The organism is Candidatus Leptovillus gracilis (assembly GCA_016716065.1).
Classification (GTDB): Bacteria; Chloroflexota; Anaerolineae; order Promineifilales; family Promineifilaceae; genus Leptovillus; species Leptovillus gracilis.
The window spans coordinates 162,018-174,800 of sequence record JADJXA010000012.1; the positions used below are offsets into that span (position 1 = coordinate 162,018).

General features: G+C 55.4%; 8 protein-coding genes. All 8 read right to left on the minus strand.

The genetic code is table 11. The annotated features are described in order from the left end of the window. Positions 1–230: 230 nt before the first annotated feature. The 8 genes from IPM39_22670 to IPM39_22705 all read right to left on the minus strand — a co-directional run bounded on the left by IPM39_22670 (position 231) and on the right by IPM39_22705 (position 12,770). Positions 231–1,502, minus strand: a complete 1,272-nt coding sequence (locus IPM39_22670; GenBank protein ID MBK8988843.1) for an O-antigen ligase family protein — start codon at positions 1,500–1,502, stop codon at positions 231–233. Between the two features lie 527 nt (positions 1,503–2,029). Beyond that, positions 2,030–2,740 (minus strand): CpsD/CapB family tyrosine-protein kinase, encoded by a 711-nt coding sequence (locus IPM39_22675; GenBank protein ID MBK8988844.1) that lies wholly within the window; start codon positions 2,738–2,740, stop codon positions 2,030–2,032. A gap of 104 nt (positions 2,741–2,844) precedes the next feature. Further along, on the minus strand, positions 2,845–3,936 hold the full coding sequence (locus IPM39_22680) for a lipopolysaccharide biosynthesis protein (protein MBK8988845.1): 1,092 nt from the start codon (positions 3,934–3,936) through the stop codon (positions 2,845–2,847). A 201-nt stretch (positions 3,937–4,137) separates the two neighbouring features. Then, complete coding sequence (locus IPM39_22685; GenBank protein MBK8988846.1) at positions 4,138–5,397, minus strand: hypothetical protein; 1,260 nt, start codon at positions 5,395–5,397, stop codon at positions 4,138–4,140. A gap of 167 nt (positions 5,398–5,564) precedes the next feature. Beyond that, positions 5,565–6,371 (minus strand): FkbM family methyltransferase, encoded by an 807-nt coding sequence (locus IPM39_22690; GenBank protein MBK8988847.1) that lies wholly within the window; start codon positions 6,369–6,371, stop codon positions 5,565–5,567. A 1-nt stretch (position 6,372) separates the two neighbouring features. Next, positions 6,373–8,487: a nucleotide-binding protein gene (locus tag IPM39_22695; protein ID MBK8988848.1), complete on the minus strand. Its 2,115-nt coding sequence runs from the start codon at positions 8,485–8,487 to the stop codon at positions 6,373–6,375. 14 nt (positions 8,488–8,501) lie between these two features. Continuing rightward, positions 8,502–11,873, minus strand: a complete 3,372-nt coding sequence (locus IPM39_22700) for a VCBS repeat-containing protein (GenBank protein MBK8988849.1) — start codon at positions 11,871–11,873, stop codon at positions 8,502–8,504. Positions 11,874–11,909: 36 nt separating this feature from the next. After that, positions 11,910–12,770, minus strand: coding sequence for a PIG-L family deacetylase (locus tag IPM39_22705; GenBank protein ID MBK8988850.1), 861 nt, complete (start codon positions 12,768–12,770; stop codon positions 11,910–11,912). Between the last annotated feature and the right edge of the window lie 13 nt (positions 12,771–12,783).

The window sequence follows — 12,783 nt, forward strand, 5'->3', positions numbered from 1 at the left end:
CGATTGCCGACGTTATCTGGCAAGAAGAACACCAGAAACCGCACGATCGTCAGACGCAGATGAAAAGAACCTAGCTCTTCACCTATAATCTCTACGGCTTTAGCGATGAGATTTTTCATAGTTTGTTTCGTTTTCTCCAAGCTCAAAAATGCGCCCGGCCGTTGGCTGCGGTTATCACCGTTGATGCGGAAACATTGGTAGCCTGGGTTTCGTCTAGTTCACAAGTGGCGTTAAAGGAGTCCCGGCGCGGGGTGTGGCTCCGGCTGCCAGGGCCAACGTGGTTTTTTAACGGCCGTTGACTGCCCAACAACACGTTCCATACAACTGACCATACCCATCATCGCCCCAAGATAAAGCGTACTTGGGGCATCCCAAGAAATATCAACATAGGCAAAAATAAAGTGCATCGCCATGTAAATTGTCGCAGTAGCGGCAAAGGCTCGCAGCTCATTGTGGGGCATACGCCGGATGGCCTGCGTGCCCACCAGGATGGCCGTGCCCACAAAAAACAACATAGACAAAAATCCACCGACGCCCGCCTTCACCCAGATATAAACCACCGAATTATGAGGTAAATAAGACCACCACTCAAAAAAACTTATGTCGGGCAGCGGCACAAGAATATAAAAAGGCTGCCCAAAGCCCACCCCCGTTAATGGCCTCTGATGGATGGTAAAACTGATATTCACATTCTCAATCTGCCGATAAAGATTTGAAGATACATCGGAAGCATCAGCCTGATCTTCGGCCACAACAGATTTAATTGCCTGGGCCGGCAGCCCCAATGTGCCGCTGGCATTCCAGAAAACAGCCACGTACAAAAGACCAACAATCGCCGCTGGAGGCATAACCAGCCAGAAAACGTGGCGCTTGTCTATGAATAGCAAAATGGCAATAAAAAACAGCCCGACAAACAGGGTGATAAACGCCGCGCGGCGCTGCATCGCCAGATAAGTGAGCAGCGCAAAGGGAATCACCGGTATCATACCAAAGCGCTTAATGGCTGAACCTTCATACAACCAAAGCGTCACGAATAGAACAAAAAGCGTGTTCAAATGAATAGCCGCCGAATGCTCGGTGATAGCGCTCACGTTTGCCAATGTGCCATCCAAATTTACCAGGAAGTGATAAACGCCATAGATGCTCTCGATGCTGAGCGCGGCAACAGCCGCCCACATAAGGTGGCTAAAGTGTTCTCGTTTATCTAACAAGTTGCTGGTTAAAATGATCATCGCAACCAGGTAAAACATGGGGCGGGTTTCCCAAAGGGACATATTCAAATTGCCACGGGTGAAAATGCCATAGAACAAGCCGACCACAACAAAAAAGAGGAAGGCGATGGCCGGCCAGAAGAGTTCGCTGGTATAAAAACGTACTTTTCGCCGCATCAATCCGCTGCCCAACCAGGAAACAAACATAGCCACAATGTAAACCTCCAGCGGATTCACAATCAGGGCGTCATTGAGATACAGGATAGATTCTGGGCTTGAAAAGTTCTTCAAAAATGGGTGCCAGGGCGTCAGAACGCCGTCGCCAGACAGTCCCCAAAAAACGATTAGATAGATTCCGTACCGTGGCCGATAAAAGATAAGGACCAGACCAAAAAGAAAAACAATCCAGCCGATTGAACCGGGTGTGGGGCCACTCCGCAGCATCAGCAAAGCAACCAGAGCCGAAAAACCGAGAACGGCCGTAAACCAAAAAAGCCATATGACAGCCGAATGCAGCCTGCGCCCATCTACTGTATGAATACTGCTGCCGTACAAAGAACCTTGCATTATAGTTCAGACACCCTTCAGGCAAAATCAATTTGTTAATTGATTTTCAAATTTGATTCATGAAGTAGTACGCAAACGCAACAAACAGGCACAAACCAAACAAAACCTGCTGGCGACGCCTGAACGAAGTTTTCCAAGAAAACACGCCGCCAACAAAACAAACAACGATAAACAAGACAAATAGTTTCATAAGGTTACTTTTAGGCCAAAATCTGTCAGATCTTCACGCAATTTCCACAACAAATGGCGTTTTATATAGACAACAATCTTGAAATTACACCTGGCGTCGCTATTTTGTTGCGGTTCAATATCACCCCTTTAACTTCCATATGGTCTATATCGTCCAAAGCAAGCCGCACATCTTCGACTACGGTCACACCCTGATGTATCACCAATACACATGCTGTCGCCAAAGAAGCTAAAGGCACAGCATCACTTGTGGCTCGCAAAGCAGGCACATCTAAAATCAAAAAATCAAATCGCGTCTGTAGTTCATGAAGGATATTGTGCATGACCTGACTACGCGCCATCACTGGTCTATCCCTCTTTTCCAACACGCCGGCTGGCAAATAGGAAAAATTAGACCAGCCGGTAGGCGCTACCACATCTTCCAACACAGCTTTGTTCGTGATAACGGCCGCCAAGCCCTCGTTATCCGGCGCAACAAATGGCGACTGCGAGGGCCACCACCAGTTCAATTCAACCACACAAACCCTGGCTCCTAGATCGTGGGCCATCACCACACCCAAAGCGTGCGAATTAAACGTTACGCCCTCATGTCGCAAAGCTGCCACCAGCGCCAAACACTTGGGCAAACCAGATGTACGATTCATGCGCGTTACCATCTGGCGCAACCTTTCCACAACAACACCATCAAAAACCTGAACCGGATTACCATCACCTCCGGGCAAGACCAATGAATCAAAAGGTGGTTCTTTTTTTGCTCTTCGTATGATTGCCATATCGCCAACTATCTCACAACGACATCAACTTCAACATGTCCATTTAGCGTAGGCGGCAAATTCTTCCGCCAGAAATTAAACTACCCATCTGATGAGCAGTCTACTCAAACAGCAACTTCCGCCGGAGATGGCTCTTGTTCGGTCGAATCCCCCTGAACGCGCTTGCTTTCTTCCAACCCCGCTGCTTTGGGCTTTGGCTGCCAAAAACGTCTTTTACGTGGTGAAATGTCTGGCACCTCTGCCAAAACAGGTAGATCCAAACGGCTTTGTACGTCCACCGGTAGGCGGAAACTGCGGTCCAAAATGGCAGAACCTACGATAGCGCCGCCGCTTAACAAGAAACCAACAACAACAAAGATCGCCATATTCATGATAGTCTCTCGGAGGGACGTTTCTGGATCAGTGGGAAGTCTTGGCGCATCAATAACAAAATAAGTCTGCCGCATATCGCTTTCAATTTGCGCCATCGCCAGCCGGGAGTTTTCCTCTTTATCGAGCGCGCTGGCATACCGTGCAGCCGCCAGGTCAATGGTGGCTTGCAGCCGCTCGATTTCTAATTGTTCCCCGCCCGGTCGTTCACCCCGTATTGGCGCTGGATTATTGCGCAGAAATTCTTCCATGTTTAGACGGGCTGCGGATAATTCTTCTTCATAAGTTGTGATCAATTCACTAAAAAAGCCCTGCGCCGACTCGCTTTCCGCTCTGCGCGCATTAATTTGCCATTGCAGATAACTTTCAAGCGTGGCATTCACAAGTTGATAGGCTAATTCGGGGTCCTCATCGGCCGCGTTGATAGAAATTTGATTGTCGCCGATGGTGCTGACCCAAACATTGCTGCGCGTCTGTCCAAGGATTTCATTGACCACGTCGTCACCCTGATTCATCTCGGACTCCAATTTGGTCTGGGCAATCACAGCGCGAACAAACGCATTGGTTTGCATCAAATCGGTGACCTGCCGGGAGACAGCTTGCGAGGGTGTCATCCACCAATTTGTGCTGCTGCTGCTTACGGCCGTTAGCGACGCCAACAAAGACTCACCCTGTACATACAAGACACCCTGGGAAATGTATTTGGGTTCCACCCTGTAAAAGACATAGTAAACACTAAGTCCCGTCATCATCACTATCGGCAGCAAATACAGCCACCGATGTCGGAAATAGCTTTCAAATAACCGATATAATACCAAGCGAATCATTTGTGTCTCCCTGAGCTATGCACAAGACTTGCATATTATACTTTTTAAACCATAGTAGAGGCTTCAACCGGTCCATAGTACCCGGTTAAAGCCCCTACTTTAACTCTTGTTTCTGAACAAACAAATTAAGTTTATCCAGACTTATGTATAGACACGCAAAAGATCATCAAAGGCTTGCCGGTTGCCTAATCTGCTGCGCCGTTACGGCGCCTGACGCGACCAGATCGAAATGTCGCGGAACATCCATTCACCACCCCACCAATCCTGCCCTCGAAACAGAACGCTGCTGGTTCCCTGGGGGATTGGCATCCAATAAGATTTGAAGGCTTCGTCCGCGAACGAATAATCTCTATGCTCCTGGTATACGGCATTTTGCCAGGTGCTGCCATTATTAAAACTGACCTGCAAACTTCCCCCAATACCGGCAAACCGCAAATGAGAATTCGACGGGGCTGGGGCAGAAAAGTTAACGCGGTTGCTGCCGCTTTCGTTTACATAACGTCGGTCAGCTTTCAGGATAGTAAAAGGTAAGGACGGTTCAATAAAAACATTATCCCAGTGCCAGGTCTGAGGCCCCCCATTCCCATCTTTCCAGGGCGTATACGAGTGGTGGCCAAACTGAATAACGCCTTGCGACCAGTCCAATAGGCTAATATCGGTGTCCACCCACCAGAAGTTGTAATCGGGCATACCAAATTTAATGTGCGTGCGGGAAATACGAAGTTCAAAGGTGTCCCGGCGCACTGGACTGGGATCCAGAAAATCGTCATAGGGAATCCAGGAGTTTCCATCCAGACTACCTTCTTGAAAATTGCGATAAACGCTGGCGACAAACGTGGTGCCATTCAAATCGCCCATGTCAATGTGAATGGCTCTTTTGGGCGGGCCACTCAAGTCGGGCAACCAATCTCGCAACGTAAGCTGAAGGTTATTTTCGTACGGGGTAATCCATATGTCTATCCAATCACGGGTGGAGCGACGCTCGGTAGACATATCCCAACGAATAACTGCCTCACCATCCGAAAAATCTACCAACTGGTTGGGCGTCAGGTAGATCAACCCATAAGCAGAGGCATTGATGGCAGTCATAATATGATTGTTACATTGAAAAACGGCGTCCTCATATGCGGTAGTGCGATGGGTCGTCGCCGGCGATTCGCAGTTAGGGCCATGTTGGGCATCCATCGCTTCAAGGTTGAACCATGTGTTTCCATCTCGTGAGTGAACGGTGATGTCCCAATTGGGTGAACGCCACGGCGTCGGATTAGGCGGTGTACCGTCGAAGGTTTCCGTAAAACTGTCTGGCATTTCGGCAGTGGTCATAAAGGGCAGATATACAGTGGGGAGTTGTTGAGCGGATAGGATAGCTGGCGGCGATGTGAATTGCTGTGATAAGGAGATTGTTACGATACTTATGAAAAACGCAACGATTCCAAAGATTACCGGTTTTTTGAGTTTCATACAGACCTTTCCTTAGCACTAAATTTTTTTACTATACGGCCCCTTTTTGTCTCTCGATTTGTTTCTCAAGTGGGCATTATTAGCAACAGGCAATCAGCACTATAGTGTGTTGGTCTGCAATCGTCAATCCGCAAACACCCAAAAATGACGTAAAAATTAAAAAATCCTCATGCTGGCAAAGCCACAAAGTTCTCTACGGTCCAGTTACCGCGAGCATAGGAATCCGGTAACATTTCAATTTTGTAGCCCAATTCCGCCAAAAAGGTCATGCAAAGCTCCTTTTTGCGCTGAAATTCGGCCGGTTCACCATCATCTATTTCAATTATTAAGGTAGGCTTGTACGTTTGAATAGTGTGTGTCATCCCCCTTAAGACATTTATTTCGGCCCCTTCCACATCTATCTTCACAAAGGAAGGTGGCGCGCCACGCTGTTGACCGACAAAATCGTCCAGCGTGATGAGGCTGATCGATATCGTCCCTTTGTAATCAGGCGGTGGCGCAGCCACGGAGAGGGACGCCCCGCCGGAATGATGGGCCAATTGCAGTTCGCCTGTGCCGTTGGTGTCGGACACGGCCGTTTCCCACACCGTCACCTGCTTCATCCCATTCAAATCACAATTGTGCTGCACCGCGGCCGCATTCTCCGGCACCGGCTCAAAGGCATGAACCTGCCCCGCCGGCCCGACCAGACGCGCCCCAATCACCGTGAAGAAGCCCACGTTGGCCCCCACGTCATAAAATACGCCGCCCTCATGCAAATAGCGCCCAAACGCTTCCTGCACAGGCATTTCGTTCAGGCCCAGCCCATATTCCGGGTTGGAATTGGCGGAATTGAAACGCAGCCCTGTCCCAATGCCTTCGGCAATCGTCACGTCGCGGTTGCGCACCCACAACCGCTGCAAACGGCGCACCGTCTGATTAGACCGGATACGTTTGATGAATCCAGCTTGTTCCTTGCCCTTTGTAGAACTCATTTTATTGCTCCTTACGCCGTGCAGTAAACTGCCGGAACACCGTGCCGGTGTCATTGCCCCATTCCCAGTTGGCTAAAATGCCCACCCGTCGAATCGTCAGGCGGTTAAATTGTGGATAGACGTCCGTCAGAGCGCGATACAACACCGGTTCGTCGTTGACATAAGCCATGTAATGCACGCCATCAAACGCCACGCGCAGGCGATACGGCCGTCCCCAATGAATGCGCCCGCCCACGTTGCTCCACACAGCGTCAAAAATTTCCTCAAAGCCATTGATGTAAAAGAAGGACGAAATCGAAGCGCCCTGGTAAGAATCATCCAGCCAGGTGTTCACCAATAGCTGATTGTGTTCATCTTGCCAGAAGACAAACCCGCCACGGCCGTGTTCCCAATCGCCGCGCACAGAACCGGGGGGTGTCACCTCCACCTCCAGTTCGGCGAACGCGGGATCATCCCAGGGGATGGTGTAAAACGTGCGGCCAGGATTGGGACTGGTAGGGCCGCCAACCACCCCGGCCGCTTCATCTCCGCGCAGGGTGATGGTTCCCCGGCCAAAATCTTTCTGCCACACTTTGCCGCCCACGCTGGTTTTGTGGCCGTTCAGATCGGCCGCTTCCCCGGCAAAATTGTCGGCAACGGCCATCACCCTTTTCCCCGGCTGCCAGGACGGGGCAAACGCAAATTCGGCCGGAACCGCAACCGCTCGTGGATGGGCTTCTAAATCGCGCAGCGCCACATCACCACCCGACGCCCCGCAGAAACCGACGCCGCCCGCGTTTTGCAGTCTGGCGTCTGTGAACCAGTCGTTGAAGAGGAAACGGCCGTTCACCGCCACCGAAAAACGCTCGCCATCATCTGCAATCTGCACCGAATTGGCCGCATCCGCCAGCCAACCATGCGCCTCATCCACACCCACTTCCGCCACGACGCCGTCTAGCCGCAACAGCAGACGGCAGCGGTCTTGCCGCATTGCCAGGCTCCGATAATTGGCCTCATCCTGAAAACGCCAGACCAACTGCGCTTCGCTGTCTGGCGTATCCAACTTCACCAGCGCATGAACCAGGCCGACCGGTTTACCGGCGTCTAAAATCGCCAGGCTGTCGTTCTCCAAAGCGCGCGCGCCACCGGCCGTGCGCGCAAAATCGCCCTGATAAACGCGCCACGCGCCGCCCTGTTCTGCCGGAGAATCGGTCAGACGGCCGTTTCCCACCAATCGGTCGGCCAGGTGCGCCGTGCCGTACCAGCTATCCAGAGCGGCGATTTTTTGCACGGCCGTGCCATAGACCCGCGAATCTACGCGAAAACCAATCTGCCCCAACACACTCTGATGCACGCCGGCGTACACCTCCGGCGCATCGTCAAAGGCGTCAATCGCCAACGGCCGCATCAGCGGAAAAGCCGCCAGCCCATGCGCTCCCGGCAGCGACGCCGCATAATAAGCCGCCCCTTTTTGCCGCAAAACCACCACGTAATAAATCGGGATATTTTGCAGACCGCGCAAAACCGGCAGCTGCCAGTCCGCCGCGCGCGCCCAAAGTTCGCCGTTTTCCGCACCGGTGGCATGAACGATCAACGAATTGCCTTGGGCGACAGGATCGGTCGGATTTTCCGCGGGGAACCAGCCCACCGCCAGATTTTCGTCCAGCAGGCCGCTCTCGACACGCCGGTAATGCCGATTTAGCCAGATCCAACGCTGCCACTGCCGCACAAAATGCTTTTTGTGGCCGCCCCGAGTCCAGGCGATGAGGCGCTGCGGAATGGTTTGGGTTTCACCACCCAACAGCCAACGCTGCAAACGCCCCGGAATGCTCTGCCCCAGGTCGCCGACCTGCGACGTGTTGTGGCCGTTTAACATATGCACGCCAAACGCCAGCCCATTCTCACGCCGATACGGGCCATAGGCCAGACCAGAACGCCCCCAGCCCGGCTGCCGCAGCGGCTGGATACGCAGCGCCCCACCATCCGTGCTGATGACGCGCTCGACGTCCACGCCGCCCCGGCGCACGCCAGCCGCATTCCGGCTGCCGATCACCTCCCCGGCGCTTAAGGTTTGCACAAAGGAATCGGTAAAATAAAGGCTGGATACGGTGGTCTTTTCAGACTTGGCAATACTCATGTTCACCTTGACGGTCAGTTTCTACGGCGCAGGACAAAAAAACCGCCCAGAACCAAAATAGCCATGACGCTCACGCCAACGGCCAGGATGCCCGGCGAGAATACGGCCGTTTCCGGTTCCGGCAATGGCGCAGGTGCTGTAGATTCCGGCTGCGGGCTGACCGCGCTGGATACGGCGTCCGGCACGGCCGTTGCCACAACGTCTGTTGCCACAACGTCCGTTGCCGCAACTTCGGTCGGCGGAAGTGTGGTTGGTTCAGGCTGCACGACGGGCGCATCCGGTCCCGCCTGGAATTGTTCGGCGACCTCGGCGGCCCTTAGCGCCCGGCCGTACAGCGCCAGCCGGTGATATTCACCCAACCAGGGGCGGTCCAACGAAAACTCGTTGCCAAGCGCCAGGCGATAGCTGGCGTCCCAACCGGCCAGGTCGCCGCCAATTTGTCCGGCGGCGGCCACTTCGCCATTCTGATAAAGCGTCGCCTGCCCGCTGGCGTCGCGGGTATACACCAGATACACCAGGTCGGTCGTCACCACGTTGTCGGCTGTGATCAGCGACGGCACGCCATTCTCCGACGTGTCGCTGCTGCGCAGGCGCACGTCGTACGCGCCAAACTCTTGCCCCAACGTCAGGTTGCGGTAAAACGGGTCAAACGACAGGCTGACGATGCGCGCTGGGCCGTCTTGCCCGGTGCTGGCCGGTTTTAACCAGACTGCCAGCGTCAGTTCGTTGTTGGCGGGGATGGCGCTGTTAAGCTTGGCAGCAGCCTGTTCCGTCACCAGAATGGTGGGCGCTTGCAGCAGCAGCCCACCGTCCAGCAGCCAGGTAACGGCCGTTTCCTCGCCAATCAACAAATCCAACGGCTCACCCACGCCAGACACGTCGCGCACCACATTGCCCGCGCCTTCGGCAAACATGTACAGCGCCAGCGGCCCCTGGATGGCGGCAAAGTCGGCCAGCGCTTCGGGCGGCACGGCCGTTTCCGCGGCTTCCGGCTGCATTACCTCTGGCGTCGCGGCGCTGTCCGATGGGGTCGTGGTTGTGGTTGGGGTCGTAACGCGGTTTAACTCGTCGTTGCGCCACAGGTGGATGAACTGCGACTCGTCATAGGCGATGCTGACGACGTCCAGGTCGCCGTCGCCGTCCAGGTCTACTGTTTGCCCGCCCAGGTGGCTCTCGTGGCCTTCGTCAACCAGCTTCTCGGTGAAATTGCCCTGACCGTCGTTGATCCACACGGCCGTTGCCTTGCGGCCACGATGTTCGGCCAACACCAGGTCTACGTCGCCGTCGCCGTCCATGTCGGCGGCGTCCAGGCTGTTGGTGGTGGCCTGGCTCACGATGAGGCTGCGCGGCCAATCGCCGCTGGTCGGATCGGCCGGCTGCGCCCACCAGAAGGTCTGGGCGTCGGCGTCTTCGCCGTTTTCTTCGGTAACGATGATGTCCAGACGGCCGTCGCCGTTCAAATCGGCCAGTTCGGTGCGGTCCGGGTAGAGCGCTTCGTCAAACGTCCCAATCTGGAAAGCCGCCCAACCATCGGAGCCGTCACCGGGGTTGCGATACCATTCCACCCGCTTGGAATCGCCGGTGGTCGCGGCAACGTCCAGGTAGCCATCGCCGTCTACGTCGCCAAAGGCGAAACCTTCGTCGGATGGATTGGCGCTGACGTGGGCACGCGGCCAATCACCGGCGGCCGGATCGGCCGGCAGCACAAAGTAGTAGATGCCGTTGCCGCTGGAAATGGCGACAACCGGCGGCGAGTCGGCGGACAAAACGGCCGTGCGATACCCCTGCGCGCCCAGTTCATGGCTGGCCGCCGGCACGTCACCCACGCGAACGGCCGTCCAATCTGTCGCGGCGGCGTCTGTGGCTTCCAGCCAGTAGACGACCAGGTCGCCTTCGCTCTTTTGGGCCAGCACGTCGGCCAGGTCGTCGCCATCTACATCCAGGGGGAGGAAGGCGTGCATGTCGGCGGGAAATTCGCTGCGCGACCAGTCGCCCAACATATCGCCGCCGGGATTGGCATACCAGTAGCGCCCGGAGAGGATGTCTATACGGCCGTCGCCATCCAGATCGCCAAAGCCCAGGCCAAAGGTTTGCGCGTGTTGGTCAGTGATTTGCTTGTAGGTCCAGCGATCCAGCGCCCCGGCCGCATCCAGCCGATTTTCCCACAATCTAACCGGTGGGTTGCCGGTCCAGTTGGCCCCGTAAATGTCATAATCGCCATCATTGCCGATGTCGGCGACGACGCCGTTGTGCAGGCCGCCGACGCCGACCACCTGTTTCTCCCAGGAGGTAGCCTGCCCGTCCACGTTGAACAGGATCATGATTTCATTGGCGGCGGAGGTGTGCATCTGGCCCAACACCACGTCCAGATCGCCGTCCAGGTCCATGTCGGCGGCTTGCAGAGTGTGGGCTTTTTCCAGGCCAGGCAGGATGGTGTGGCGCGTCCACGCGCCGGTGGGATCGCCATTGTCGGCCGACCACCACTCTACGTCGGCCGTGTTTTCGGAGCTGGAGAAGAGGACATCCATACGGCCGTCCCGGTCCAAATCCACCACCAGCGCTTTGAAGTCGGAATCGGCCGCGCCGATGTCGTAGGGGGTCCAGTTGGCGGCGGTGCGCGCCGCCGCGCCGCCGGGATTGCGCGCCCATTGGCCGCGCAGGACCAGATCAACGAGACCGTCACCGTCCACGTCACCGCTGGTCATGCCCTCGTTGCCGGTGTTCAGACCGCTCAAATCCACCTGGTTCCAGACATTTACGGCCGTCTGGAAGAAAATCATGACGGCGTCCTGCCGGCGGGTAGCCACGTCCAGGAAACCGTCATCGTCGAAGTCGGCCACGTGTACGTCTTTGCCCCAACTGCCGATGGTGCCGATGGTGTGGCGGGTCCAGGTTTCGCCGCTGAAGGGATCGCCGGACGGCCGTGGGTTTTCAAACCAGACGAGGTTGTCGGGGCCGTCGCCATCGGGCACAACGATGTCCATGTCGCCATCGCCATCTACGTCGCCTAAACGGCCGTCGGTGGTAAATTCGTTGTTGGGCGTGGCGATGACGGTTTTTTGCCAGGTGGGGTAATGGTACCAGTTCAGTTTTTCGTCGGTGATACCGCCGAGGATGAGGTCGGGGAAACCGTCGCCGTCTATGTCGCCGACCAGTTTCACGTCGCCGCCCACGTCGCCGTCAATTTCTACCAGGTCGAAGGGGACGCCGGCTAACTGGAGGGCCGGATTGCTTTGGGGCGGGCTGGCGAAGGCTACGGCCGTGCCCACCGCCATGTTGACGCGCCGCTTGATGCCATCAATAGATGGCCGTCGCCAGGCAATATACGCGCTGCCCAGCAAAAACAGAGCGACAAACAGATACATTGCGAAACGTCTCGTTTTCATGGGATACGCTTCCTTCCCTCTGGTAAAGGGTCAGCGTCAAATGGCTGCGTCTCCGGGTGTTGGCGGCGTTGGCCCGTTTCCTGAGAATGAGTAGTGATGAAAGAGTTCTTTTCCCCGAAAAAAGCAATCCAACCATTCCCCATCAGACACGTCGGCGAGAGTTAGCCAGCGAGTATCCGGCAGGAGTCTGGACATTTGCGATTGGTGTTCGGCCAACGCAGCCCGTTTCTGGCCCACGAGGTCGTTTATGTCAACAGATAAGCGCAGGTCGGCGAACAGCCGCAGACCAAAAAGCATGGTGGCTGTGTTTTTGAGAATGGCGCGTCTGTCGCCCAGGGCACTGCTGCCCAGGCCCACCCAGGGCCAATGATACCAGGCCCAAACGGGGTATTCGTAGACTTCGACCGGTTGGCCGATTTGTTCCAGGGCGGCGAGGACGGCGTGGGTGGTGCTGTAATGGTCCGGCGGTGGCTCGTGGCGGTAGGGGACGAAGATTTGTTCTGGCCGGAGATTACTGAGCAATTTGACGATTTGGGGGACGGCCGTATCCTTTTGTTGAGTCACACGGCCGTCGGGTATGTTCAAAAAGTAGACATCTTCAGCCGCCACGTTCAGCGCGTGGCAGGCGGCTAACGCCTCATCAGCCCGGCGGGCGATGAGATCGGCTTCGGAGATAAGGCCGGCATGGGAAAGACGGCCGTCGGTCATAAACACAATAGAAACGTGGGCAGCTTTGGCTTTTTTGGCGAGGACCGTACCGCCGCAGCCGAGCGTTTCATCATCCTGATGCGGCGCAAAGACCACTGCCTTCTGCCGCCAGAATGTTTCATCCGGCCCCTGCGAGCGTGCTGCCAACAAGCGCCAGAGGACGCTTTGCGCACTGGATTGAATAGACATGATGTTGGAAGCT

Bases quoted from the DNA above. Each gene is read 5' to 3' on its own strand.
- IPM39_22675 (MBK8988844.1), bottom strand. From the start codon at position 2,740: ATGGCAATCATACGAAGAGCAAAAAAAGAACCACCTTTTGATTCATTG.
- IPM39_22705 (MBK8988850.1), bottom strand. From the start codon at position 12,770: ATGTCTATTCAATCCAGTGCGCAAAGCGTCCTCTGGCGCTTGTTGGCA.
- IPM39_22685 (MBK8988846.1), bottom strand. From the start codon at position 5,397: ATGAAACTCAAAAAACCGGTAATCTTTGGAATCGTTGCGTTTTTCATA.
- IPM39_22680 (MBK8988845.1), bottom strand. From the start codon at position 3,936: ATGATTCGCTTGGTATTATATCGGTTATTTGAAAGCTATTTCCGACAT.
- IPM39_22690 (MBK8988847.1), bottom strand. From the start codon at position 6,371: ATGAGTTCTACAAAGGGCAAGGAACAAGCTGGATTCATCAAACGTATC.
- IPM39_22700 (MBK8988849.1), bottom strand. From the start codon at position 11,873: ATGAAAACGAGACGTTTCGCAATGTATCTGTTTGTCGCTCTGTTTTTG.
- IPM39_22695 (MBK8988848.1), bottom strand. From the start codon at position 8,487: ATGAGTATTGCCAAGTCTGAAAAGACCACCGTATCCAGCCTTTATTTT.